The organism is Pseudoalteromonas luteoviolacea S2607, assembly GCF_001625575.1.
In the GTDB taxonomy this organism is placed as follows: Bacteria; Pseudomonadota; Gammaproteobacteria; order Enterobacterales; family Alteromonadaceae; genus Pseudoalteromonas; species Pseudoalteromonas luteoviolacea_E.
Genome location: NZ_AUXV01000072.1, coordinates 383,643 through 408,366 on the forward strand (window position 1 = coordinate 383,643; position 24,724 = coordinate 408,366).

Consider the following 24,724-nt stretch of genomic DNA (forward strand, 5'->3'; position numbering starts at 1 on the left):
ACCTTGCGGCGGTTTACTGGCCAACCGCCTGCTTTACAAATAAGTTTTTGATTGGGCCTAAATTATCTACCATGCTGAGCCCCAAACCTCTAATTAACTTTTTGGCTGGATGACTGCCCTCAAAGAGTTCTTTTAAGCCCTGCATCATGGCAATGTGTTTTTGCGCGTCAAGCTTGCGAGTGCGTTCATATTCTCGAAGCACCGAATGCGCTGCAAACTCCGTATCATCACTCGAAAGAGCAGAGATTAAATGCGCGGCATCTTTAAGACCTAGGTTCATTCCCAAGCCCGCGAGCGGATGAATCGTATGCGCAGCATCACCCATCAACACCACCCGGCCTTTAAGCCATTGTTGCGCATAACGCATCGTCAATGGAAATACCGCTCTGTCGCTTTGCACTTCGCACAGTCCACACTGCATATCAATTGCCGCAGATAGTGATTTATTAAATGCCTGTGCATCCTGTGCCATTAATTGCTCAGCATGCTCTGGAGAAGTAGACCAAACAATTGAATGCATGTTGTCTTCATGCAAAGGTAAAAATGCCAATGGCCCTGTCGGTAAAAATACTTGTCTGGCAACATGCTCATGGGGCAAATCTGTCTTCACAGTTGCCACCAACGCATGATGGTCGTAGTCCCAAAAACTCAGTGGCAGATCAAATAATCGCCTTACGCCAGAGTTTGCGCCATCCGCAGCCACTAGCAATTTGCTCATCACTGGCATGCCAGAATCGAGCGTCACCAATACATCGGTTTCGGTTTGATGAATGGTGCTATAACGGCTTTCAAAGGCCAATGTTACCTGAGGGTATGCTTGCAACTTTTCATACAGCGCAAAGCGGATCGCATCATTTTCAATGATATGACCCAATTCTGGTAAATCGAGAGAAGCGGCATCGAACGCAATTTTACCAAAGCTGTCTGCATCTCTTACGTCCATCGCAGAATACGGCGTTGCGCGACTTGCGACGATCTCGGGCCATGCGCCTATCGATTCAAACAATTGCTGGCTTGCGAGACTGATTGCGCTAACGCGCATACTGTATTGCTCACCCAAAGGCGAAGGTGCTTTACCTGCGTCTAAAACCAGTACAGAAATGTTTTTTTGTGCCAAACCAAGTGCTAAGGTCAATCCGACACAACCACCGCCGACAATACAAACTTGCGCTTGTTGCATAAAGCGTCCTTTATTTAACTCGGCCCATTAGCTGCTTGGCTAATGGCGCTTTGAAATTGGTAAACAGGCTCATTAACAGCAATCCACAGCTGCGTCCAAAAGCCACCGTACGAGAATGATTTGAAAACAGGCGTACTAATCCATCGGTTAACGTCATCACACGACTAATATCACGCTCTCGTGCCACCTTATATGCTTGAGTGAATGCATGGCTGCCCCATTCACTTACATCATGTTGTTTGAGGCACGCATTTAAACATTGAATATCACGTACACCCAAGTTAAAACCTTGCCCTGCAATGGGATGTATAGCATGTGCAGCATTGCCAATGAGTACCACTCTATGATGTACCACGTCTGACACGCGCCCATGCACCAATGGATAACTACTGCGCATTCCCACCGCTTCGAAGATACCTCCGCGATAACCAAATTCTTGCTGTAACCGCGCTAAAAACTGCGCATCATCATAGGCCAACACGTCATCTAACGCTTCTCGGTTCATGCACCACGCAACTGAATACCTATCATCACTCATAGGCAGCAGCGCCATAGGCCCTTGCGGTGTAAAACGCTCAAAGGCATGGCCTTTGTGGCCTTGTGCTACTTTGACATTGGCAATCAAGGCGCCTTGTTCGTAAGGAAAGCTATTAAATTCAAGATTCAAAAGCGCACGCGTTGGCGATTGTGCGCCATCGGCAACAACGAGCAAACTGGCTTGCAGGCTAACCTTCTGCTCTGAAGACGCTAAGGCTATCGAGACCTCTACATAGTCCAAATGTTGAGATAAGGATGACACCGTCGCAGGGCAAAATACCGTAATGTCGTGCTTTTGCAGCTGCTGATGCAGAAATTGTCCATAGGGGTTAACTTCAACAACATAGCCGAGTGCATCAACATCGTACGCCTTTGGTTCGATGGTGGTTTTACCAAAGTGACCGCGATCAGACACATTGACTTGTAAAATGGGCTCGGCAAAACGCCACTCTTTACTAAACAGCTCTAACCTACTCAAATAATCAATCGATTGCTCAGCCAGCGCGATACTTCGATCATCAAAGCTAGGGTGAGTATTAGCCTTTGGTACAAAAGCCTCTACCACAGCAATACGGCAATGAGGGTGTTGTTTTTTAATAGTTATGGCAGCGGTTGCTCCAGCCATCCCGCCACCTACGATTAGCACATCAAAGTGTTGCAAGCCGATACTCCTAAACTGTGCGATTAGGCTTTTTGCATCAGTGCTTCAATCTGTTCGATAGATTTTGGCACATCAACTGTTAAGTTTTCATAACCCGCTTGCGTGACCAGCAAGTCATCCTCAATACGCACACCTATGCCTTTATACTTTGCTGGCACTTCTGCATCTTCGTCAAAGTACAAGCCAGGCTCAATGGTTAACACCATACCAGCTTCAAATGGACGATCCGCTTCATCCAGTTTGTACTCACCCACATCGTGTACATCTAAACCTAGCCAGTGACCTAGTCCATGCATGTAAAACGCTTTACACGCCTGCGCTTCAACGAGTTCGTCTACGGTACCCGCGAGAATGCCAAGTTCAACCAAACCTGCGGTTAGAATACGCATCACAACATTGTTCGCCTGCACCAAAGTACCGCCAGGTTTCACTTCCTCGAAAGCGGCCAGCTGTGCTTTTAATACCAAGTTATAAATGTCTTTTTGCGCATCGCTATATTGGCCACTGACCGGAAAGGTGCGCGTAATATCTGCAGCATACCCTTCAAGCTCACAGCCTGAGTCGATCAAGATCAAATCGCCCTGTGTTAGCTCATCACTGTTCTCGGTATAATGTAAAATGTTGGCATTGTTGCCTGAGCCCACAATCGTACCGTACGCAGGGTAGCGTGCGCCATTCATCGCATAGTGATGGTGGATCTCCGCTTCTAGCTGATACTCCGTCGCCCCTGCTTTGGCAAACTGCATTGCTCTAACGTGTGCTTCGGCACTGATTTTTGCCGCTTTTCTCATGACTTCTATTTCAGCGTCAGACTTAAACAGACGCATTTCATGAATGAGTGGGCGAATATCTTGAATAACTTCTGGCGCGCGATAACCTTTTTTTGGCGCACCGCGCAAAGTTGACAATACAGTCCAAATTTTGTCGTCAAATGCGCCGTAAGTCCCTTGTGCAAAATACAGTGTCTGTCGACCATTGATGAAGGTAAGCAACTCGTTATCTAATTCACTGAGCGCATAGGTTTCGTCCATCGAAAATTGGCTTTTTGCCTTTTCAAAACCTACACGACGGCCGTGCCATACCTCTGCCAATTTGTCTTTATTACGACAAAACAAAATGCTACTAGCCACACCGTCTTTATCTTTGCTCAGTATCAGTACGGCATCTGGCTCTTTAAAACCAGTTAAGTAAAAGAAGTCGCTGTCTTGGCGAAACGGAAACTCAGTGTCGCGGCTTCGCGTGATCTCAGATGCTGCGGGGATCACCGCAACAGAATTGTTTTTTAGGCTTTGCAGTAGCCTCTGTCGACGAGCTACAAATTCTTCATTTTTTATCATAATTAATGCACTGTTTTAGAAGTGGACGCGTCGCCTTGCTCTCGACCCATTTCAGCAAAGCACAGCAGCGCAGACACACGAATATACTCTACGACTTCATGGAATGCCTGCTTGTCTTCTTCTGTATCGTCAAAATGTGTATCAAGTTTGGTGATTTCACTAAAATCGCTGATCACTTCTTTGACATCTGCCGATAGCTTTCCATAGTCTTTTTGTTTTAAACCAAAACCAAGTAGGAATCCTGATACCCATGCAACAAGGGCATTGGCTTGATCGATGAGCGCTTCGTCTTCCTGTGGTAAATACACCTCAAACGTGTATTCAGGATCGTTAAAGTGTTCTACAACTAACTTGTATAATTCTGCCAAAAATACTTTTAACTCAACACCAAAGCCCTGACCATCATTAAACACATCACTGAGTAAGCCTAGGTACTCTTTTTCATCGATGTTTAAGCCGCATGCCAAAATGCCGCTGATGGTGCCATGTACTTCTGAAGGTGCTACAAAAATACCGTGTTTCTCCAGCAATAACTGAGCTTGCTGATAGTCTTTTAGTTCGATCATAAGGCTTAATTCTCATTCACTTGATAGCGTTAATGCTACCATTCGAAGTATAGCAACTCCAACGAATTGTCTGTCATACAGAGAAAAAACCCTTGTTTTATATCTGACAATTGCCGTTTGTGTTATTCGTACACAATTTTTACGTACATGTATGCTTTGCGAGCCAATAAAGTCTTATAACTCTCGTACGCGTGCGTTTGTATGTACGTAAAATCAACAAAATCAGACCACTGTTTATGAAGTGTTGTTTTTCGCAGCAAACAGACGAGTTTTTTTCAAATTTAGGTTTAAGCTAGCCAAGATGTCTTATATACTTAAAGCGTTCCCTAGCTCGCCGGACAGTGGATTATGTCCCTGAGCCGATAAACTTTTTTAAGGGATGCAGTTTATCCACTTTTGCGCAAGCTTGGCAGGTACCGAGAAGCCTACGGTGGGTTGTTGCCTTCCGCCTTGAACCTTAGGGTTCAAGGACTTATATCCGCATCCGCGCAGCCGGGGACACTTATACCCCCATCTTGTAAGTTTAATTTTCTTCACATTACAAATACAAAAAAACGCCCAAAGGTTGCCCTTTGAACGCTTAGTTTTGTTCGTTATTCAGTATGTTAAATCGACGACTTTCTTTTCACTGGCTGTGCGTACATAGATAGCACAAATTCTTTCAACTCTTGTGGTACAGACTCAAGATTATTATTGAAACATGCCGTCTCTTCGTGACTACTTTGCCCCGCTTCTCCAGCGGCTAAATAGTTGCTTGAATGAAGGTGATAATTTTCAATGATTTGTTTATCAATGATCTCAGCAAGTTGCTCTGGCGTTTCAAACTCATCATTAATCGGGGTACCAAATGCAACATGGACATTGCCTTTATCAGCACTAAAGCCATCAATGATACTCTTGATATCTTCGCCTTCAGCTTTTTGGTACTCGCCAAATTGCTGCTTATGGTAAAGCTCTTTCGCTTTTGCCAGCGCACATGGCTCGTATTGATAAGAAATAGAAACCGGTACCACTTTTAATTTACGGACATAGTCAGAAAACGGGAGTTTAAGTCTTCGACCGTGTAGTTGCAGCATTTTCAGAAGTGCTGGATCGGTAAAATCAATGCCATCTTTAGCGCGGCCTTCTTTTTGCGCAATCCAGATAGAGTGGCCTTCATCCAATGAGTCATGTATGTAGCCAGATAATTGAGACAAGGCCTTAAGCATCTCTTTTGGTGCTTTTGCCGAGCGCTTCACAATAAAGCTTTTGTTGAGCCTCATCAATTCAGTGATATACGGCACTTGCAATAGGTTATCACCAATCGCTATTCGCACAGTTGGCAAATTGTTTTGATGTAGTCCCCAATTCATTAGGGCAGGATCTAGGACAATATCGCGGTGATTTGAGATAAACAAATAAGCACAGTCTTTATCCAGTTGCTCTAGGCCTGAATAAGTCACTTTATCCGTTGTGCGCTCAATCAGCATTGACAGGTAAGTGGCAACCTCATTTTGAACAGCCTCTACATTGTTAACAGTGCGCCACTTTAACTTTAAGCGCGCACGCACCAGTGGACGGCTCACTTTAGGGCAAGCAGCAATCCACTTTGGTAAATTATGTTCAGCAATGACATCCAAAAACTGCTCATCGGCTAACAGCCTAGCCAATGCAGCTGGTACTTCTTCATCGTTATAAGGTCTTATATCTGCGTATTTATCCACTAAATTACTCTTACTGATCTGGATCGTGTGACAAAAAACGGCCTATTCTATCCCGCTCTCCGAAGAGATGCTAAGAATATCAAGTCTGACCACACTAATTGGCCAAACGCTGTTTCAAATCGATTACAAATAAGCGCAGCATCAAGGCTGCCAATACCAATGCGCTCACTTGGCTTAGCCAATTGGGTAACACCTCATGCTCATGGCCAACCATTGGCGCAACTTCAAAACCAAACTGTAACACCAAATAGTCAGTCAAAAAGCCAAACACGATAGCAACGCCAATAACTGCGACAATATAGGCAGCCACCGCCCTCTGGCCAAGCTCTTTTGCAACCACACCAATCGTGGCCACATTCGTGGCTGGCCCTGCCAACATAAATACCAACACGGCCCCCGGAGAGACGCCTGCCAACAATAAACCCGCAGCAATAGGTGTTGAAGCGGTCGCACAGATATACATGGGAATGCTGATCAAAATCACCACCAACATGGCTAAAATGCCATCTCCCCACTGAGCTAAAAACTCTGTTGGTACATACGTTTGCACGAGAGCTGCGAAGAATATACCAATTAAAAGCCAAACCATAGTATCAGATAACAGCTTGTTACAACTAAATTTGGTTGCTTGCCAAAGCTTATTCCCAAAGCTCGGCACCACGGGCAATTGCGTTGAACAGCACGCATCTGTTTTTTTCGGCTCAGTGTCATGCTCACAGCAACTTTGCGACGTGTGTGTTTGATCTTTTTGTGAATGGTGGTGCACGCTGCTAGGCACTGCTGGTTGCTTTATATCACAGCAACTTGTTTCTACTGCGACCGATCCGCATGAATTGACCTGCGCAACTGTTGCAGCATCTGTGCTACAACATGATGTTTTGGCCACAAGTGGCGCCACGTGCTTTTCAGTGCCACAACAACTAGATGTTTTTTCTTCGCTCTGTGCTGCCTCTAGCGGCTCATTCACTTGCTTATCTCTACCCACCAGCAGGCCTGCGGTAATAGCACTTGCCACTGCGGCTATCGGCCTAATGATTGCCATAAAAGGGCCAAGCAGCGCATAAGACACCGAAATAGAATCAACACCAGTCTCAGGAGTCGATACTAAAAATGCAGTTGTTGCACTCTTAGAGCCGCCAGCTCGTCTCAATCCAATGGCTGCGGGGATCACCCCACAAGAGCATAATGGCATGGGTGCGCCTATCAATGCCGCTTTTACCGTCGTCCAAAGGCCTTCTTTTCCCAAGTGTCTTTGTAAAAAATTTTTTGGAATAAAGACATTAAGTAAGCCCGCCAACAATAACCCCAGCATTAGCCACGGTGCCGATACCACAAATAGTTGCCAAAAATTCTCAATTAGCGCCATCTACATCCTCCAATGCAGTTAAAATTGAACATGTATCCGCAGGCTCACTGCCTCCACAACATTGGTTTGCAAGCAAGGTCAATGACCGCTCAAAGATACTCAACTGGGCGATTCGTGCTCTGATCCAGTCTCGTTTTTGTAGCGTCAATGCTTTTACCTCTTCGCAGCTGTGTAGTTGTTTATCTATCTTGATACTCAACAATTCTTGGATATCTTTCAAGTTAAATCCGACTTCTTTCGCGCGAATAATAAACTGCATCCTGTCTACAGCCTGCTTATCATAAAGACGATACCCAGCAGCACTTCTTTCACAAGCCGTCAATAATCCTTGCTGCTCGTAGTACCTTAAGGTGTCTGTCGACACATTTAGCTGCTTTGCTAATTGCCCAATTCGAAACATCTCACTGTTCCCTTATTATCATTAACGACTTTCGCCACCGCCGCCGCACAATGGCGATTAAAAAATCAATTGCCGCAATCCCCCTACTTTGGTCTGAAAAGTGGTAAACTGCGCAACGCTTTTTCGAACTTAACTTTATGAACTTTGCAAATCTCGCGGTAAGGCTCACTTTTATAAAAACGTCGCTCAAGCGATTGCATATTTCATCCTAATAGAAAGTATAAACCTTGGTGTTAACTCCAAGGTCAATAACGAGATAAAAATATGATTATTGTAGTTTTGGATGCGGCCACTTTAGCCGGCGTTGATCTGTCACCTTTGATGAAGTTTGGTACCGTGACCACTTATGACCATACAACCGCTGAGCAAGTACATCACCGAATTCAAGACGCCAATGTTGTTATCTCAAACAAAGTACAATTAAATGAGAGCCACTTTGTTCAAGCGCCCAAACTAAAGTTAATTTGCGTCGCTGCGACAGGGACCAATAATATTGACTTGGCAGCGGCAAGGGCGGCGGGCATTGCCGTAACCAACGTTGCAGGTTACTCAACTCCGTCTGTGGTACAGCATACGTTTACTTTGCTTGGCAACTTAATGACAAATATCCATCGTTATGCTGAAGATTGTCGTAACGGCGCTTGGCAAAAAAGCCCCATGTTTTGCCGTTTAGATCACTCGATCAATGAGATTGCCAATAAACGATTTGTTATCGTAGGTTATGGCAACCTAGGCCAAGCAGTCGCCAATGTCGCAGAGGCATTTGGTGCACAAGTAATTATTGCTGAGCGTCCCAACAGTAAAGAAGTGCGACGTGGCAGGATGGCCTTTGAAGAAGCCTTAGAAGTTGCAGACATTGTATCTATTCATTGCCCGCTCACTCCACAAACAGAAAATGTATTCAATGCAGACACTTTGGCTCTCTTGCCTAAACACGCCATTTTAATCAATACAGCACGCGGTGGTATAGTTGATGAACACGCATTGGCACAGGCCCTAAAAAGTAATCAACTTGCAGCGGCAGGAGTAGATGTGTTGTCTAGTGAACCTGCACAACCTGACAACCCGCTTATACAATATCGAGGCGACAACCTACTTCTCACACCACATACGGCATGGGCAAGTAAAGAGTCTATTGGTAGACTGGTCGCAGGCATCGCCGAAAACATCGACAGCTACCTAAATGGTGGTCAAACAAATCGTGTGGTGTAATCGACTACATTTTGATTTTTTTAGTTATTTATTTGTTTTTTATACACATGCGCACACTAACAAGAATTAGTAAGTCATTGTTTAATAAATAAAAAATAATTGGCAAAGCATTTGCAATCTATCAAGCAAACTGGAAAACAAATGGATAACTTGGCATCAATCATCGCCATATGTTGAGTTACAGAGGATATAAAAATGAAAAAACTACTTGTTGCAACTGCGCTTCTAAGCACGACTCTTTTATCAGGCTGTATTGTTGCTGTGTCAGATGGCGAAATGCGCCACTACAACAGCAGCTGGGAATCAACCCACAAGAGTAACAGAGAAAAAATAAGTAACCTTGCGCTTGGCACGACATACAAAGAAGTCATCAAGCAGTTTAATACCCCAGACTTTACCGAAGCTGTATCAAAGGATGGCCACACCTATCAGGTGCTGTATTTTGCGACGAACAGTAAGCACTCGGATGGCAAAGTCACTAAAGATGAATGCACACCACTTGTCTTTAAAGACAAAGAATTAATTGGCTTTGGTCAATCTGCGGTTGATAGCTACCTGTAAAACCAAAGATAAATAACTTTTAATTTCCCTGTTCTAAGCCGCTATATGCGGCTTTTTCGTGCTTGTTTATCGATTAACAAGCACCACCCTCTCTTGAAGTTGATGTGCTTTAACCAAAGCTTCGTCCGCTTGCACTAAGCTTTCGGTTTGATCGCCAGAAAAATCATCACTCACATGAACCACACCAACACTGATTGTCACATGGGCACAAATTGGTGAACTGGGGTGGGGTATCTCTAATGCATCGACAGCTTGATGCATCGCTGAAGCCAATGCCAAGGCTTGCTCCGCACCGCGCTTGTTCACTAGCGCAACAAAACGTACCCCATCGTAACGTGCTACAAAGCCATCGACCCGCTGGGTGATGCTTTCTAACGCTTTGGCAACCTTAACAAGGCATTCATCCCCAGCACTGTAGCCACATGAGTCATTGAACTCTTTAAAGTAGTCTATATCCACCAACAAAATGGATAGCGACACATGCTGATCTCTGCTTTGATACCATAATTGTGCCAGCGTTTCATCCAGCGCTCTGCGATTGGGTACTTCTGTTAAACCATCGATATTTGCGAGTCGCTCTAGCAAATCGTTTTTTTGTTTGATAGCGAGGTGAATTTTAACCCGCGCTTTGACGATATTCGGACTAAATGGCTTCACAATATAGTCAACAGCCCCAAGCATCAGCCCACGGGCCTCATCTTGATAGCTGTTGCTTGCAGAAATCACAATCACGGGGATTTGATAACACATGGGGTCTGCTTTTAGCTGTAACAGAAAATCTAGCCCTTCGTCATCTGGCATTAAAATATCAACAATGATCAAGTCAAACTTGGTTTGCGTTAGCCGCTCAAATGCCTTTTCACTACAAGCACAACTAATGACGAGATGGTCTTCACTGAGGGTATTCTCAAGAACCACACGATTTAATGGGTCTCCGTCTAATACTAAGATATTGGCTGACTTTTGCATTTAACTTCCTTTTATCTCGAATGAAATAAACTGCTGAGCTTGGCTCACTAACGCGGCTAATTCACCTTTTCTACTGTCTTTTAGCTCATCAGCGTCATTTGATTGAGCACACTCAATGCTGATGTTTTTAGCCTGCTGCCGCGCAATCGCTTCGACCTCTTTTGCGCATTCAGCTAAACGTAATAACCCAATGCCACCTGCGGCACCTTTGATGCTGTGTGCTACATCAGCAAGTTCAGTATGAGTCCTCGCTTGATGTATGCGAACAGTATATTCATCACACAGTTTAGCAAACTTCTGTAGCATTGCCGTAACCAAAGGCTGGTTCTCCATCAATTGCTTAAACGCAAAGTCTTTATCAAATACAATATGTTGACTGCTTGAGAACGGCTTAAGCGCAGCGCCTAACTCAGCCGGGGAAATGGGCTTGACCAAAAATTCGTTAACGCCTTTGGCAAACGCTTTTTCTCGCTCATGCTCATGCGCATTGGCTGTTAACGCAATAATAGGGAGAGTCGTTTGATCAAATTCTTTACGCAGTAACTCGGTAGCTTGGTAACCATCAATGTGCGGCATGTATATATCCATAACCACCATATCGGGCATTAATTTCGCACATATCTCCACGATATTTTGTGCACTTGTCAATGCCACAACTGCCGCACCATGTTGTTCTAAAACGGTTTTAGAAATATCCAAATTGAGTTCATTATCATCCACCACGACACACAAAGCATTTGCTAAGCTGTGCTCTTCGACTGAGTGTGAATGGCTGGACTCGAAAGGTGATAAACACAAAGATTGGTAGAAAGCATGCGTCGGTAATTTAAATATCGGCAACGGGATAACACGATTATCAATGTCTAAGTTATCAGGTATCACTAACCCTTTACATGTCGAGGAACCTATTTCGCTGTAGTGGTCACATAAGTACGTTAGTTCATCAAAGTTATCGCATGCCACATAAGTAAACGCATCTAAATGATGTAGCGCCTCACCAAAATTGGCAAAATGTTGAATTTCATACGCATCTAAGTAAGCAGGTTGGTCCTGATTAGATATCAAGCAAATTGGCGTTTGACGATCCAATTGCGTACTTTGCTTTGTTTGCAACATTAACTCTAATTCAAAGGTACTACCGCACCCTTCTTCGCTACGCACTTCAATTTTACCACCTAGCAAAGCCACTTGCTGCTTAACAATGGCCAGCCCCAAACCTATCCCGTCGTGCTCCCGAGAATTAGACTCATTGCCCTGCGTGAACGCATCAAATAGCCTTTTCTGATCCGTTTTTTTAATCCCAGGCCCCGTATCAAACACAGAAAATGACAGCCATTGCTCTCCTTCTTTACCCCATTTAGATTCAACCCGTAATCCAACTTCTCCTCTGGTCGTAAACTTAACAGCATTACCCAGCAGGTTAACCAATATTTGTTTTAAACGGGCTTCGTCACCTATAAATTCTGGCCAGACGGTCGCGCCCACTTCTAACCTTAATGCAAGGTTTTTAGCATCACTTAATGGCTGAATTAAAGCACTGAGACTATTCACTAATTTAATGGCTGAAAAGGCTTTGTGGTTAAGCTTTCCTTGCCCACCTTCTAGACGCGCAAAGCTCAAAATGTCGCTCAGCATTGTTAATAACTGCTGAGCGGCCCCCTCAATATGTGAGAGCTTTTCAATATCTTGCGGCTTGGATAAGCCAGGTTTTAAAATCCCGACAAGCCCTAATATGGCGTTAAGGGGAGTGCGAATTTCGTGGCTAATATTAGCTATAAAGCGGCTTTTTGCCTTGTTAGCCCGCTCAGCATCAATCTTCGCCTGGGTCAATGCAGTAACATTCTGTACATGAATAACGAAATATTTAGGGTTTTTCTGTTTATCCCAAACCAAAGAGATACTTAGTTGCAACCAAATGGCAGGCTCCGTTTGGGCCAAACTGAGGACTTTAGCACCCTTACGCTCCTCTAGCAGCTGCTGCAACACGCTGTTTAATGTATCCAATTCATCAGTATCAAATAAACCGCTAATATGCGTGCCCACTTCCACACCAGTGAGTAACTTGCGCACGGCGCGATTAAATTCCAGTACGATACATTCTGTTGAAACGAGCAGTATGCCATTGGGCGCATGCTCAATGGCCGCTCTGAAGTTTTGCTCCGAGGCTCGTAACGCGGTCATCGCCTGTTGTTGCTCACTGATATCCCTTGCGATCCCTAAGCTACCTATGCGCTTTCCTTGTTCGTCAAATAAGGGAGATACACTCACCAAGTAAGATTTATCATCAAAGTCAAATGTCTCAGTCAGGGGGATGCTATGTACTTCCATCGCATGCTCTAAGTCCAGTAAATCAAAGTACTTTTGACTCACCTCATGATGCTCTTTGGCCACAAGTTCACCTTGCGTCACCCCGATAAAACGCTCAAATGCCTGATTACAGCCAATAAAAGAGCCATCTATATTTTTGAAATAGATTAAATCTGGCACTGAGTTAAGCACGGTATTCAGTAACGCTGCCTGGCGCTCTTTGGCTTCAAAACTCCTAGAAAGAGCCTGACGTTGTCGTTGTACTTGCTCGTCCAAACGCGCATTGTGCGTTTCCATCTGCGAAAATAGGCTTTGCCGCTGTGAAACCACCCGTTTAATTTCACTAAACCAAGGCTGCCAATCTTTCGGTACGGGATAGTTCAAGGTCTGCTCTTCAACCAAATCTTGCTTAGTGAGATAATTGACAAAGTGTCTCAGTGGGCGAATGAAAATTTGTCCGTTAAGCCATGTAAACGTGAAAAAGGTAAATAAGATAAATAACACTAGGAAGCCAAGTTCAACCATGACCTCTAAATAAACTGCCGCCGTAAATTCAGACTCTGATTGAGAAAATCGCAATGTATAGGGCGCATTTTGAGTATCCCCTTGAAATTCAACGCCCCCAAGCCAAGGCAGCGACTTGTCCGTTTCTTTAATCTTGATAGGCGCACCTTGATTGCGGCTTTGCACCAATACGCGGGCCTGTTGATCAACCAGTGCTAATGATCCACCGCTAAATATGAGTTTATCTAGTAGATCAGTTACTTTATCTGCATTATAAATCAGTATTATATGCGACTTTCCACCACTACTTACCGGTTGCGTAATACTGAAGTATTCGTTTCCGAATATACGGCTATGCTTGCTATCTGGCGTAGAAATAACCCCTCGTCTTGGGCTGAATCGCCCTTCAACAATGGCCGTTAACAAATGACTTTTGGTATTATCTCGACGCTTTACAAACGCAAATCCATATTCATTAAAATAGGCAACGGCTTCTAGCTCTGAAATAAGTGCCAATGCCGTATCAAAACTTGGTCCCAAGGCCATAACATGCAACCAATGCTCAATCACTCGAGGAGATGCCTGATATGTACCGAGCCCGATAAGTTCGCCTCCCTGATCGGGCAGTTGGTGATAGTAATAACCGAGTTGTTGACGCACCTGCTGCTGAACACTGTCGTCAAGCTGATACTTGATAGGCGTGTCCAAGCCTCGTTTTATGCTGCCAATGACCGTGCTTGCAGCACTCGCGGCTTGATCAACTTGTGCCAGTGCCGAAGAAAATTGCAGCTGATAAATTTCATACTGACGTTCGAGTTTGATATTGAATAGGTGAAAGCACAGTACGATCGCCAAAATAAGGGGAATAAATAGTGCAACACAAATTGAACGTCGATAGGTTTTTAGCGGCAGGAATTCTGACAAAATGTCCATTAAAAGACTCGTTAATTATTATTCCTTGTTTTTTGAAAGGTTAGCGAGCCAGTGTTGGATAAGCAAGCTAAACTCGGTGTCATCGATAAATAATGCAACTGCAAACCATTATGATGACACACAAAAAAGCTGCGGCGAAAAGACCACAGCTTTTTAATACATGACATCCACGGTTTGTGAAGATGCTTTAAAAAATTATAAATTTTCCTCTGCAAATGAAGCCAAACGGCTTCTCACGACACCATTCAAGTTAATGGTCGCACTACCTTCAAAATCCTTAAAACGCTCCACGATATAGGTAAGCCCTGAAGTTACAGGCGTCAGGTAATTACTATCAATCTGGGCAAGGTTTCCCGTACAAATTAACTTGGTCCCTTCGCCACAGCGCGTAATAATGGTTTTTAACTGAGACGCGGTGAGATTTTGACTTTCATCCAAGATCACGACTGCATTTTGAATGCTGCGACCACGCATGAAATTCACGGATTTAAACTGTATATTGGCCTTTTCCATAATGTAATTACGGCTCGAGATTGGGCTTTCATCATGCTTATGCAGCACTTCCAAGGTGTCAGTAATAGCAGCGAGCCAAGGCGCCATTTTCTCTTCTTCCGTGCCTGGTAAAAAGCCAATACTTTCAGCAATCTCTGGCGTATTTCGCGTTACGATCACTTTGTCATAAATGCCTTTTTCGATGATCATTTCCAGCGCACTAGCAAGGGCCAGTAAGGTTTTACCACATCCAGCGGGCCCAGTCAGAACCACCAGCTCTACATTAGGGTCGAGTAACGCATCAAGCGCCATACCCTGATACACGTTTTTGGGTTTCACCCCCCAAGCTTGCTGATGTAGTAGTCGCTCAACACTGATGTCTTTTAATGTCACATACGACTCATCATATCCCACCACTCTTGCGGCAAAGTGTTCGCTATCGTCCAGCAGGTACTCATTATAAAACACTTCTGGCATTCTAGATTTGGGCACTTTGTGTAAGCTATAGCGACCCTGTTGTTCAGTTTGGCACTCCCCTACGGTGGCCCAAAAGTCCCCTTCAAATTTGTTATACCCAGAGGTGAGCAGGTTGATGTCATCAATTAATTGGTCTGTTCGATAGTCTTCAACAAACTTCAGACCAACTCCTTTGGCTTTTAAACGCATGTTGATGTCTTTGGTGACTAGCACCACTTTTTTGTCTGCGTATTGCTTTTGTAACTGTAGCGCACAGTTAATAATGCTGTGATCGTTTTCATTGCCAGGTAAGCCTGAAATACTATCTGGATAGAGGTGATCATTAACGATAATCAGCTTGCCGCTGCTAGCAGGTTTATTTGGATCTCTTTGTACTTTTGGTAAATCAACCCCCTCGAGCATTTGCTCTGGCGTTGCATTAGTTAACACGTCATCTAGACTACGGATCGCTACACGTGCATCTCGACTCACATCGCGCTTGCGGTCTTTGATATGGTCAAGTTCTTCTAACACTGTCATAGGGATAACTACATCGTGTTCTTGGAAGGAGAGGTAAGCGAGGGGCTCGTGAAGTAAAACGTTGGTATCTAAAACATAAATTTTCCGGTCGAGGTCATCTTTTCCCATAGTGCATTCCTATTCGTCTGCAATTTCTATGAATGAACCACGTACTGCTCGCCACACAGTACAAAGCTCTAACTTAATTTTAGTCTATTTGTCACAAAAGTCGTTTTTATGACAAAAACTTCTCAACGCCCCCTTTGTAAAGTTCCTAAAGTAAAAACAAAATTTATTGCTGAGTACTTTTTTTACCCCGTAAGTTCGTATATTTTATCTTCAATGCACATAAACTTTGGCTATGCTTAAGAACCAATATTGCGTAATAAAAAATAATTACCAATAAGTAAAATTGCATTGTGTACAAGACACTGTGCAAAACCGTATTAAATACCTGAGGCAAGGCATATTTAATGTGCTTTTACAATCTTGAACAAGGCTTTGCTTCTCGGTAACATAGCCGCCTTTTTTCTGCGAAGATGAGAAAACCATGAATTTTTCCTTAGGTCAGCGCTGGATAAGCGATACCGAATCAGATTTGGGTTTAGGGGCCATTGTCGGCCTAGAGGGTCGACAAGTAACCATTCTGTTTCCCGCCAGTGGAGAAAACCGCGTTTATTCTGTACAAGAAGCACCGGTTACTCGCGTAGCGTTCAATCCTGGGGATGTGATCCGCAGTGTTGAAGAGTGGGAAATGCGTGTCGACAGCATTGAAGAGCAAGGAGATTTACTTTGCTATCATGGTGTTCGTCTAGATACAGAAGAAACAGTCAGCCTAAAAGAGACTTTTCTAGATCATTTTATTAAGTTCAACAAACCACAAGACCGACTATTTGCTGGCCAGGTTGACCGTTTTGATCGCTACACATTACGCTATCAAACTTGGCAGCACCAGCTTAACCGTCAGCAATCTCATCTTAAGGGTCTAATTGGCCAACGTGCGAGTTTGATCCCTCATCAGCTGTATATCGCTGATGAAGTGGGACAACGTTTTGCACCCCGTGTTTTGCTATCGGATGAAGTCGGTTTAGGTAAAACCATAGAAGCGGGTATGATCCTGCATCAGCAAATACTCACGGGTCGTGCTAACCGCGTGCTCATCGTTGTACCTGAGAGCCTGCAGCATCAGTGGTTAGTTGAAATGCTACGACGTTTCAATTTACGCTTTTCAATATTTGATGAAGAGCGTTGTGATGAAGCTTTTGCCGACTCACCCAATGTATTTGAAACAGAACAACTTGTGCTGGTCAGTCTAGAATTTATAACGAAAAAGCGCCGTTGGTTTGAACAAGCAACTTTGGCTGATTGGGACCTCCTCATCGTCGATGAAGCACATCATTTAACGGTAGAAAATGACAAGCCAAGCACGGAATATCAACGCATTGCTGAACTGAGCCAAGACATTCCTGGGCTTATCCTATTGACGGCAACACCAGATCAACTTGGCCATCGTAGTCACTTCGCACGCCTGCAACTGTTAGACCCTGATCGTTTCTACGATTATGATGCGTTTGTTGAAGAAGAAAGTAATTACAAAGAAATCGCCGACGCCGCTAATAAGCTACTACAAGATGGCGTGCTTGACGAAAAAGCGACTCAAACCATTACCTCACTGTTAAAAGAAACAGATATCTCAGAATTACTGAGTCAGGTAAAAAGTGGCGAGCAAAGTGCAAAACAAGAGCTGCTCAGTATGCTTTTAGACCGTCACGGTACTGGGCGTATTTTATTCCGTAACAGCCGCAGCGGCATCGATGGCTACCCAAGCCGTAAAGTACACGCCTACCCTGTAGAAATGCCGAAGCAATACAAAACAGCCATGTCTGTTTTAGGCAACATTGGCGGTATTCAAAGTGCAGAAAAGAGCGCGTTACGTGCATTATTTCCTGAAAAAATCTTCCAAGAGTTTGAAGGTGAAAGCGCAAGCTGGACTCAGTTTGATCCGCGCGTAACTTGGTTAATCGAAAAACTGAAAGAGCTCAAACACGAAAAGGTGCTTTTAATTTGTGCAGAAGCACAAACAGCCATTAGCTTAGAGCAAACCCTACGTGAACGCGAAGGTATCCGCTCAGCAGTATTCCATGAAGGCATGTCGATTATTGAGCGTGACCGCGCAGCGGCATACTTTGCAGATGAATATGATAGTGCGCAAGTGCTGCTGTGTTCTGAAATTGGCTCCGAAGGTCGTAACTTCCAGTTTTCGCATCACCTTGTCCTATTTGATTTGCCTCTTAATCCAGATCTATTAGAGCAGCGAATTGGTCGCTTGGACAGAATTGGCCAACAACATGACGTCAACATCCATGTGCCTTATTTCAGCAATACCGCGCAAGAAGTCATACTAAGATGGTACGACGAAGCGCTAGATGCGTTTGAAACCACCAGCACCACAGGCCAGCTACTTTATAAAGAGTTTGGTGAAGACTTACTAGAGTTTATCGGCGCACATAACTGTGATGAAGAAGAATTAGACCCGCTACTAGAGCAAGTCGCCGAACAGAACAAAGTATTACGTGCCAAAATGGAACAAGGCCGTGACCGCTTGCTAGAACTGCACTCTAGTGGCCAAGGTCGCGCAGAGCGCATTGTCACTGAGATTGAGCAACTGGATGACGATGTTATCTTGCCTGCGTTTATGATCAATGTATTTGATACCTTTGGCGTCAACCAAGAAGATAAAGGCGAAAACACCATTATCCTCAAGCCAACGGAACATATGCTCAATCCATCATTTCCGTGCTTAAAGGATGACGGCATTACTGTTACATTCGACCGCTCAACTTCGCTGTCTCAAGAAGATGCACAGTTTATCAGCTGGGACCATCCAATGGTTGAAGGTGTGATGGACATGATCTGCGATGATGATTTTGGCTGTGCGTCTGTAGCACTACTGAAGAATAACAAGCTCCCAGTGGGAACTTTCTTTGTTGAACTTATTTTTGTCGCTGAGACATCAGCACCAAAATCTCTACAAGTAGGTCGCTTCTTACCGCCCACGCCAATTCGTGTATTAATGGATAAAGCAGGTAATAACTTGGCGGACAATGTTGCTTTTGACGCGTTTAATCAGCAGCTTTCAGCCGTTGGACGTCAAACGGCTAGTAAACTGGCAAATGCATTGCAGTCAGGGATCCACCCACTTATTGCCAAAGCAAATGAACTTGCGAACCAGCAATTAGAAGCCTTGCAGACCGAAGCGCAAAGCAATATGCAAACGCGTTTAGAAGAAGAGCAAAATCGTTTAAGTGCACTGAAAGCAATCAACCCGAATATTCGTGATGAAGAAATTCAGGTGTTCGATAAGCAAAAAGCACAATTGAGTGAGCACATCTCAAAAGCACAAGTTAAGTTAGATGCTATTCGCTTAATCGTGGTATCTAACCAATAAGGCACCAAATACTGATAAGGTAGCGGACATTCACGCCGCTACCTTGCTTTTAAGTATGCCTTTTCCTTTTCATGTACTCCCTTCACAACATCCATACTTTTTTATTATTTAATTCATAACCAACACATTGTATATCATATCCTTTATTGCTAAGTTGAATAAGATTTATACAATCAAGGAAATGATAATAATGAAAATAAAACCAATAAACACACTACTATTATTCGCAATGCTATTACTTGGCTCTGTCTCAGCGTCAGTATTTGCTAAACACACCACCCATATTCAGGGGCACTATTTTCTTGTGGATCATGATGTTGTGAATCAGGCCTATAAGCTCACCTTCAGGCCAAATAAGCAGGCAATACTCTTTAGTGATACTAAAGTTACAGGCCGGTGGCAATGGCAACCTAAGCAACAAATTCATATTCAACTTGACCAGCCCCTCACTCAATATGAGCTGTTGATGGCAGAAAATGAAACACATATCTATCAGTTAACGGCATTGACCGTGAATACTCAAAATTTAGGGCAAGACACACACTACACTCAACATATTCAAGTCTGGCATAAAGAAGCACAGAGGGTACTCAGAACATTTACTCAGGTAAACAATGCCAAGCTTGTGCAACAACGTCAGCTTCAAAAGTGGCAAACTCAACTGGTAAACAAAACTTGGGAAATCGAATATATTGATGAAGTGACACATGCCGAAGTATCTTGGTTTAAAGCAGCGAGTACTGCCAGCGTGACTTTTAACGAAGATGGAACAGGCACGATTCAGCATTGGGACAATACGCAAAGCGAGCTGATATGGAAAATGAGGGGTAAAAAGCTCATCCTTCATTATCAAAGTGGTAATACTCCAATAAAATATGTGTTGCGCATTGTCGATTATATTGATGATATTGGGCTTAGATTTGTTGCCAAACAGGTCGACAAAACAGCCAAAAAAGCCCGCTGGATACACGGTTTAATGGTGGAAAAACAAGATATTGTGCTTACCCATGAGCAAGTAGTAGGCCAGTGGCATGCATTCGGTCGTTATCACGATTACTACCCCGATCAAGTTGCTGTAGCGAATATCGCACACACCGCTTCTAAATGGTCTATCGACAGTATGGGACAACTTTATAGAGAAAAACTCGATCACCCTGAGTTCGGCACTGTACTGCGCTGCCCAGACAATAGTTGCTACGTCAGCTGCCAGTTTTACTATGAGTTACTTGCGAAAAAAGGTAACACATTGTACGTGAACTTTTACTTTTATTCTGAATTCTACCCGCAGGGTCCTTTGAAAATGCAGGGCAAAAGAATCATTCAAGTAGAAGTGCGCGACCAGTTAGGTGTCGATGAATTTTCAGACAGTTTCCTTGGCTATACCAATATGACATTGGAATCTGATGGTAGCAGCGCCCCTTATTTCTTTAGTATGATGCCAACACCAGATGGCCAAACGGTATCCGAAGTGACCTCCCCTGAAGGGACTGGTACATTCGCCGTCGTTGAAGGTAAGCTTCACACCTTTATTAATCAGCAAGAGGTCATTTATGAGATGACCAAATTTAGACGCGATGGCATTGAAGTGTGTTACTACCCTATGGGAGAAAGTTGTCTTACCGGAAACTCGGCTGTGTTCAAATTCAACCATGATGCGGGACCTTTTATTGCGGATTAATATGCAGCTTTTGGGGGCGTAAAACCCCCCCTACTGCTAACTGAGTACCACAATAACTATCCATGATTGCAATATCAAACACGCGAGATTAGTCACGATAATTGCTGGACGTTTAAAACGCACTCCATAAAGCAACCAAAAGCTAAACACCACAACATAACCAAATAAGAACGTCATGGAGAGCGTGCTGTCTCCCTGTCGTTCCATCTCATTGAATAATTGCCCGAGTAAGGCAATACCTGCGATCGCACCAAATAAGATGCCTGCCACATCCCAATATCGTTCATTGCTAGATAAAAAGTTTGACCAACTCAATTTTTGCATGTGTTCACCTGTGTAGACAAAATTTCATTCCAAGCGTTGTAGTCTGAAACCCTCGTCACAATGTTAGGGTGCGCCAACTGGCAAAACTCGCCCACCACAACCACATCGCAGCCAGCAGCTAAAGCCCCCTTTACTCCTGCATCAGAATCTTCAAATACCAAACAGGCTGAACTCGGAGCACCCAATTTACTTGCAGCTATTACAAAAGGTTCCGGATCTGGCTTGCCACGCTGTACATCTTCAGCCGTCACCATAGTAGCGGGAACAGGCAACTCGCTATTTTGCATACGATGCACGGCGTTTTCTCGGTCCGCTGACGTCGCGAGCGCCCATGGTAATTGCAGCTGATTAAGATGACTGATAAATGTATTTGCGCCAGCGACTTCACACACATGCTCAGCAAAAACCGCCTCCGAGCCTTCTAAGTTTTTAACTTCTTTATGAATATCTAAATGTGGTACGAAACGACTGATAAAGTCTTCAAAACGGATACCTCGTCCTTCTCTTAAAACCATGTCCAGATCCAGATCATGCATTTTGCACCAAGGCGCTATCGCTTTAGCAAGGGCGAGATCAGAGTTAACCAATGTGCCATCCATATCAAATATCACGCCATGATATGTGGTGAGATCACAAAAATGTTCCATACTACCTCCTTTTTAAATACGCAAAAACACGCATAAAAATAAAAACAAATGCAAAAACAGACTAAAACATGCAAATAATAGCCTTGCCATTCCCCCAAGATCAAGTAAAATTCGGCAAAAAAGCGCAGGAACATGCACAGTGTTATTAGCAGAACGACACCAATTGATTTTAGAACAACTTAATATTCATGGCCGGATCACTTCTGTTGATCTTGCTAAATTGCTGGCCGTGAGTGAGGATACGATCAGGCGCGATCTCAATAAACTGGGCGAGCTAAAACTATTACGTCGTGTGCATGGCGGCGCCCTTGTTCTGCAGGAGGATACACCGGATTACTTTGATCGATTAAACTCGCCAGACCCATCTAAAAAACGCTTTATACAGCCTGCATTGGCAATGCTTGAAGCCGGTCAGACCATTGTGATTGATTCTGGGGAAACATGTCGGTATCTGGCACAAAACCTACCGGCTAATCTGCCTTTGACGGTTGTCACGGGCTGTCCTTTGATCGTTCAAGATTTAATGCAGCACCCTCAAGTCCAAGTCATCCAGCTAGGTGGTCGTATGTTCAAACCCGCGATGCGCACCACAGGTAGCAGCGCAATCGAGATGCTTAAACAGATCCGATTTGATTTGGTGTTTATGGGTATATGTGCTTTTCATGTTAAACATGGTTTTTGCGTTAATTACTTTGAAGAAGCTGAAGTACTGCGAGCAACCATCGAACAAGCAGATCGTACAATTTTGATGGGCCCCCACGATAAGCTTGATAAAACCATGACATATCAGATAGTGCCTGCGCAAAAGATCCACCACATAATCACCGATCAGGGCGTGCGTGCTGATATCCAAGCGAGCATAGAAGAACTCGGAATTGAACTCGAAATCGTGCCAAACAAATAAGCACACGAAAACTGCTTGCTTGGCCTTTTAGGTGTTGCCAGTTAAAATAGGCGGGTTTTGATCTATTTTGGAATATTGCAGTGCTCCTAAACTATAACCCGCCACTCGATCCGTACATTGAGATTTTATATCAGGACGATCACATGCTTGTGATCAACAAACCAAGTGGTTTGTTAACCGTGCCAGGCAAAGATCCAAAACACGCAGACAGTGCTATCACGCGCATAAACCGTGTTTATCCCAACGCGAAAATAGTGCATAGATTAGATATGGCCACGTCAGGGGTGCTGTGTTTAGCAATGCACAAAGAAGCTCACCGATTTTTAAGTATTCAATTTCAAGATAGACTAACCAAAAAACGCTATGTGGCGAGAGTACATGGCCAGTTAGAGCAAATTAATGGTTCTGTTGACTTACCTTTAATTTGCGACTGGCCAAACAGACCAAAACAAAAAGTCTGTCATGAATCTGGTAAGCCTTCCCTGACTCATTTTGAAGTGATTGAGCATGAAGCACATGCTACGCGCGTGTCATTGACGCCAATTACGGGTCGCTCTCATCAGCTACGTGTACATATGCAGTCTTTAGGTCATGTCATACTGGGCGATAGACTGTATGCTCAAGGCGATGCGCTAGCCGCGGCGAATAGGCTACAGCTACACGCTCAAATGTTACAGATCTGTCACCCAGTCAGTGGCGAGATGATGCATTTTGAAGCACCAGATCCTTTTTAAATCTGATGCTCACTTACGCTATTGATTAAAAAGATCTAAGGCGCTGGCCGTCATAGCACGCACACCTGTTTTGATGGCCAAAGGGTAATCAGGTGCAAACTTACTTGAGTGCAAAGAGGGTAAAGGCTCTCCATTTTGCTGAGCACGCTGGTACTCTTGCGGGTTGACACCACCTAGCCAAAAAATGGTAATTGGAATATTGTCCTCTGTGCGGCCATACAAACCGAAATCTTCCCCTGCCATGACAGGCTCAGACTTTACAACCTGAGAGGCCCCCAACTCATTGCGAATGCTTTCAGTTACTCGGTTAGCAAGGGCCGGTTCATTGTAAGTGGATGGAATACTTTCCTTTTCGTGTACATATACAATGGGGGCTAGCGAGTCAGGTAAGCCCGCACTCTGAGCGATCCCTTTGGTTAAGCGCTCCAAAGCCGCAATTTGTTGATCGCGAACTTCTCTGTCATAAGATCTCAAAGTCAGTTGCAACTTAACTTCATTAGAAATGATATTATGCTTTGACCCACCATGAATGGATCCCACAGTGATCACAGAAGGCTTTAACGGTGAGATCTCTCGGCTGGTTATTGTCTGGATCCCTAGCACAATACGCGATGCTAACACGACCGGATCTACCGTGGTGTGAGGGTACGCACCATGACCGCCCTTCCCCTTAACAATGATGTCCACTGAGTCAACATTTGCCAACGCGTAACCCGGTGATATCGCGACCTTACCCGCAGGTAATGCAGCGCTAACGTGTAACCCTAAGACATGATCTGGCTTTGCAAACTTGCTAAACAGTCCTTCTTTTATCATGGCTTTTGCACCTGCACCCACTTCTTCTGCTGGTTGTGCGACCATCATTAAAGTGCCCTGCCATTGCTGTTTATGTGCCACCAACTGTTCTGCAGCCCCAATAAAACTGGTCATATGAATATCATGGCCGCAGCCATGCATTACACCCACAGTATTGTTATTGGCATCTTTTACTTTCACTTTTGATGCGTATGGCTTGCCTGTTTGCTCTACAATTGGCAGTCCATCAGTATCTGCGCGGATCATCACAGTCGGGCCTTCACCATTTTTTAGCAAGCCTACAACGCCAAATCCACCCACCTGTTCAGTTACCTGGAAACCTAATTGTTTGAGCTCACTCGCCAGCCGTGCACCTGTTTTTTGTTCTTGAAGAGATAATTCAGGGTTTTGGTGTAGATGCAGGTAAAGCTCCTCAAGCGCTGGCATAGCACGAGTTACCTGTTGATCCAACGTGCTAGCCATAATCGAGC

At 44.2% G+C, this 24,724-nt stretch carries 19 protein-coding genes and 1 other RNA gene; 7 read left to right on the top strand and 13 right to left on the bottom strand.

Annotated elements, in window-relative coordinates:
* Nucleotides 1-13: 13 nt before the first annotated feature.
* Genes N480_RS23380 through N480_RS23395 form a run of 4 tightly spaced genes read right to left on the bottom strand, consistent with a single transcriptional unit; the run spans nt 14 to nt 4,281 of the window.
* Nucleotides 14-1,180: an FAD-dependent oxidoreductase gene (locus N480_RS23380; protein WP_063374832.1), complete on the bottom strand. Its 1,167-nt coding sequence runs from the start codon at nt 1,178-1,180 to the stop codon at nt 14-16.
* A gap of 10 nt (nt 1,181-1,190) precedes the next feature.
* On the bottom strand, nt 1,191-2,378 hold the full coding sequence (gene ubiH / locus N480_RS23385) for a 2-octaprenyl-6-methoxyphenyl hydroxylase (RefSeq protein WP_063374833.1): 1,188 nt from the start codon (nt 2,376-2,378) through the stop codon (nt 1,191-1,193).
* A gap of 23 nt (nt 2,379-2,401) precedes the next feature.
* Nucleotides 2,402-3,715 carry a Xaa-Pro aminopeptidase gene (gene pepP, locus N480_RS23390; RefSeq protein ID WP_063374834.1) on the bottom strand — a complete coding sequence of 438 codons (1,314 nt, stop codon included), beginning with the start codon at nt 3,713-3,715 and terminating at the stop codon, nt 2,402-2,404.
* Between the two features lie 2 nt (nt 3,716-3,717).
* On the bottom strand, nt 3,718-4,281 hold the full coding sequence (locus tag N480_RS23395) for a UPF0149 family protein (RefSeq protein ID WP_063374835.1): 564 nt from the start codon (nt 4,279-4,281) through the stop codon (nt 3,718-3,720).
* Between the two features lie 320 nt (nt 4,282-4,601).
* On the opposite strand from N480_RS23395, the gene ssrS reads away from it, so the two are divergent.
* Nucleotides 4,602-4,784: non-coding RNA, 6S RNA (gene ssrS / locus N480_RS23400), on the top strand.
* A gap of 102 nt (nt 4,785-4,886) precedes the next feature.
* On the opposite strand, the gene N480_RS23405 is transcribed toward ssrS, so the two are convergent.
* The 3 genes from N480_RS23405 to zntR form a co-directional block, all read right to left on the bottom strand.
* Complete coding sequence (locus N480_RS23405) at nt 4,887-5,984, bottom strand: 1-acyl-sn-glycerol-3-phosphate acyltransferase (protein WP_063374836.1); 1,098 nt, start codon at nt 5,982-5,984, stop codon at nt 4,887-4,889.
* Nucleotides 5,985-6,078: 94 nt separating this feature from the next.
* Nucleotides 6,079-7,350 carry an SO_0444 family Cu/Zn efflux transporter gene (locus tag N480_RS23410; protein WP_063374837.1) on the bottom strand — a complete coding sequence of 424 codons (1,272 nt, stop codon included), beginning with the start codon at nt 7,348-7,350 and terminating at the stop codon, nt 6,079-6,081.
* Nucleotides 7,337-7,750, bottom strand: a complete 414-nt coding sequence (gene zntR / locus N480_RS23415) for a Zn(2+)-responsive transcriptional regulator (RefSeq protein ID WP_063374838.1) — start codon at nt 7,748-7,750, stop codon at nt 7,337-7,339. Before zntR ends, N480_RS23410 begins: the two co-directional genes overlap by 14 nt.
* 264 nt (nt 7,751-8,014) lie before the next feature.
* Here zntR and N480_RS23420 point away from each other — a divergent pair, with 264 nt between their 5' ends.
* A complete protein-coding gene (locus N480_RS23420) occupies nt 8,015-8,962 on the top strand; it encodes a D-2-hydroxyacid dehydrogenase (protein ID WP_063374839.1) in 948 nt (315 codons plus the stop codon).
* A gap of 195 nt (nt 8,963-9,157) precedes the next feature.
* Nucleotides 9,158-9,523 carry a DUF3192 domain-containing protein gene (locus N480_RS23425; RefSeq protein WP_063374840.1) on the top strand — a complete coding sequence of 122 codons (366 nt, stop codon included), beginning with the start codon at nt 9,158-9,160 and terminating at the stop codon, nt 9,521-9,523.
* Between the two features lie 66 nt (nt 9,524-9,589).
* On the opposite strand, the gene N480_RS23430 is transcribed toward N480_RS23425, so the two are convergent.
* The 3 genes from N480_RS23430 to N480_RS23440 form a co-directional block, all read right to left on the bottom strand.
* Complete coding sequence (locus tag N480_RS23430) at nt 9,590-10,492, bottom strand: diguanylate cyclase domain-containing protein (protein WP_063374841.1); 903 nt, start codon at nt 10,490-10,492, stop codon at nt 9,590-9,592.
* A complete protein-coding gene (locus N480_RS23435) occupies nt 10,493-14,236 on the bottom strand; it encodes an ATP-binding protein (protein ID WP_063374842.1) in 3,744 nt (1,247 codons plus the stop codon).
* A 195-nt stretch (nt 14,237-14,431) separates the two neighbouring features.
* Nucleotides 14,432-15,832 carry a PhoH family protein gene (locus N480_RS23440; RefSeq protein WP_063374843.1) on the bottom strand — a complete coding sequence of 467 codons (1,401 nt, stop codon included), beginning with the start codon at nt 15,830-15,832 and terminating at the stop codon, nt 14,432-14,434.
* Between the two features lie 421 nt (nt 15,833-16,253).
* Here N480_RS23440 and rapA point away from each other — a divergent pair, with 421 nt between their 5' ends.
* Both rapA and N480_RS23450 read left to right on the top strand, forming a co-directional pair.
* Nucleotides 16,254-19,151 (top strand): RNA polymerase-associated protein RapA, encoded by a 2,898-nt coding sequence (rapA, locus tag N480_RS23445; protein ID WP_063374844.1) that lies wholly within the window; start codon nt 16,254-16,256, stop codon nt 19,149-19,151.
* Between the two features lie 190 nt (nt 19,152-19,341).
* Entirely contained in the window at nt 19,342-20,829 is a 1,488-nt protein-coding gene (locus N480_RS23450; protein ID WP_063374845.1) for a hypothetical protein, read from the top strand.
* A 36-nt stretch (nt 20,830-20,865) separates the two neighbouring features.
* Here N480_RS23450 and N480_RS23455 read toward each other — a convergent pair whose 3' ends face one another.
* Together N480_RS23455 and N480_RS23460 are read right to left on the bottom strand one after the other, a co-directional pair.
* Complete coding sequence (locus N480_RS23455) at nt 20,866-21,153, bottom strand: hypothetical protein (RefSeq protein ID WP_063374846.1); 288 nt, start codon at nt 21,151-21,153, stop codon at nt 20,866-20,868.
* Nucleotides 21,141-21,800: an HAD-IA family hydrolase gene (locus N480_RS23460; protein ID WP_063374847.1), complete on the bottom strand. Its 660-nt coding sequence runs from the start codon at nt 21,798-21,800 to the stop codon at nt 21,141-21,143. Before N480_RS23460 ends, N480_RS23455 begins: the two co-directional genes overlap by 13 nt.
* Before the next feature lie 139 nt (nt 21,801-21,939).
* Between N480_RS23460 and N480_RS23465 the strand changes: the two genes are divergently transcribed.
* Nucleotides 21,940-22,704 carry a DeoR/GlpR family DNA-binding transcription regulator gene (locus N480_RS23465; RefSeq protein WP_063374848.1) on the top strand — a complete coding sequence of 255 codons (765 nt, stop codon included), beginning with the start codon at nt 21,940-21,942 and terminating at the stop codon, nt 22,702-22,704.
* 80 nt (nt 22,705-22,784) lie between these two features.
* Complete coding sequence (rluA, locus tag N480_RS23470) at nt 22,785-23,438, top strand: bifunctional tRNA pseudouridine(32) synthase/23S rRNA pseudouridine(746) synthase RluA (RefSeq protein ID WP_063374849.1); 654 nt, start codon at nt 22,785-22,787, stop codon at nt 23,436-23,438.
* Nucleotides 23,439-23,456: 18 nt separating this feature from the next.
* On the opposite strand, the gene N480_RS23475 is transcribed toward rluA, so the two are convergent.
* A complete protein-coding gene (locus N480_RS23475; protein ID WP_419554963.1) occupies nt 23,457-24,716 on the bottom strand; it encodes a M20 metallopeptidase family protein in 1,260 nt (419 codons plus the stop codon).
* Between the last annotated feature and the right edge of the window lie 8 nt (nt 24,717-24,724).

Excerpts from the sequence above, each read along its gene's own strand:
- N480_RS23380 (WP_063374832.1), bottom strand. The coding sequence starts at position 1,180 with ATGCAACAAGCGCAAGTTTGTATTGTCGGCGGTGGTTGTGTCGGATTG.
- pepP (WP_063374834.1), bottom strand. The coding sequence starts at position 3,715 with ATGATAAAAAATGAAGAATTTGTAGCTCGTCGACAGAGGCTACTGCAA.
- N480_RS23395 (WP_063374835.1), bottom strand. The coding sequence starts at position 4,281 with ATGATCGAACTAAAAGACTATCAGCAAGCTCAGTTATTGCTGGAGAAA.
- N480_RS23410 (WP_063374837.1), bottom strand. The coding sequence starts at position 7,350 with ATGGCGCTAATTGAGAATTTTTGGCAACTATTTGTGGTATCGGCACCG.
- zntR (WP_063374838.1), bottom strand. The coding sequence starts at position 7,750 with ATGTTTCGAATTGGGCAATTAGCAAAGCAGCTAAATGTGTCGACAGAC.
- N480_RS23420 (WP_063374839.1), top strand. The coding sequence starts at position 8,015 with ATGATTATTGTAGTTTTGGATGCGGCCACTTTAGCCGGCGTTGATCTG.
- N480_RS23425 (WP_063374840.1), top strand. The coding sequence starts at position 9,158 with ATGAAAAAACTACTTGTTGCAACTGCGCTTCTAAGCACGACTCTTTTA.
- N480_RS23430 (WP_063374841.1), bottom strand. The coding sequence starts at position 10,492 with ATGCAAAAGTCAGCCAATATCTTAGTATTAGACGGAGACCCATTAAAT.
- N480_RS23435 (WP_063374842.1), bottom strand. The coding sequence starts at position 14,236 with ATGGACATTTTGTCAGAATTCCTGCCGCTAAAAACCTATCGACGTTCA.
- N480_RS23440 (WP_063374843.1), bottom strand. The coding sequence starts at position 15,832 with ATGGGAAAAGATGACCTCGACCGGAAAATTTATGTTTTAGATACCAAC.
- rapA (WP_063374844.1), top strand. The coding sequence starts at position 16,254 with ATGAATTTTTCCTTAGGTCAGCGCTGGATAAGCGATACCGAATCAGAT.
- N480_RS23450 (WP_063374845.1), top strand. The coding sequence starts at position 19,342 with ATGAAAATAAAACCAATAAACACACTACTATTATTCGCAATGCTATTA.
- N480_RS23455 (WP_063374846.1), bottom strand. The coding sequence starts at position 21,153 with ATGCAAAAATTGAGTTGGTCAAACTTTTTATCTAGCAATGAACGATAT.
- N480_RS23460 (WP_063374847.1), bottom strand. The coding sequence starts at position 21,800 with ATGGAACATTTTTGTGATCTCACCACATATCATGGCGTGATATTTGAT.
- N480_RS23475 (WP_419554963.1), bottom strand. The coding sequence starts at position 24,716 with ATGGCTAGCACGTTGGATCAACAGGTAACTCGTGCTATGCCAGCGCTT.